Source organism: Citrobacter sp. Igbk 17 (assembly GCF_028069775.1).
GTDB lineage: Bacteria > Pseudomonadota > Gammaproteobacteria > Enterobacterales > Enterobacteriaceae > Citrobacter.
In genome coordinates this window covers 1-504 of record NZ_JANEWI010000090.1, presented here as the reverse complement: position 1 = coordinate 504, position 504 = coordinate 1, and the positions used below count along the sequence as shown (strand labels likewise).

Genomic DNA, 504 nt, shown 5'->3' with positions numbered 1-504 from the left:
TGAGTGAACATACGTAATTCATTACGAAGTTTAATTCACGAGCATCAAACTTAAATTGAAGAGTTTGATCATGGCTCAGATTGAACGCTGGCGGCAGGCCTAACACATGCAAGTCGAACGGTAGCACAGAGAGCTTGCTCTCGGGTGACGAGTGGCGGACGGGTGAGTAATGTCTGGGAAACTGCCCGATGGAGGGGGATAACTACTGGAAACGGTAGCTAATACCGCATAACGTCGCAAGACCAAAGAGGGGGACCTTCGGGCCTCTTGCCATCGGATGTGCCCAGATGGGATTAGCTAGTAGGTGGGGTAACGGCTCACCTAGGCGACGATCCCTAGCTGGTCTGAGAGGATGACCAGCCACACTGGAACTGAGACACGGTCCAGACTCCTACGGGAGGCAGCAGTGGGGAATATTGCACAATGGGCGCAAGCCTGATGCAGCCATGCCGCGTGTATGAAGAAGGCCTTCGGGTTGTAAAGTACTTTCAGCGAGGAGGAAGG

At 53.2% G+C, this 504-nt stretch carries 1 rRNA gene; it reads left to right on the top strand.

What is annotated here, in order from left to right:
* Nucleotides 1-52: 52 nt before the first annotated feature.
* Nucleotides 53-504: ribosomal RNA gene (locus NNO08_RS22900) — 16S ribosomal RNA — on the top strand; the annotation flags it as partial.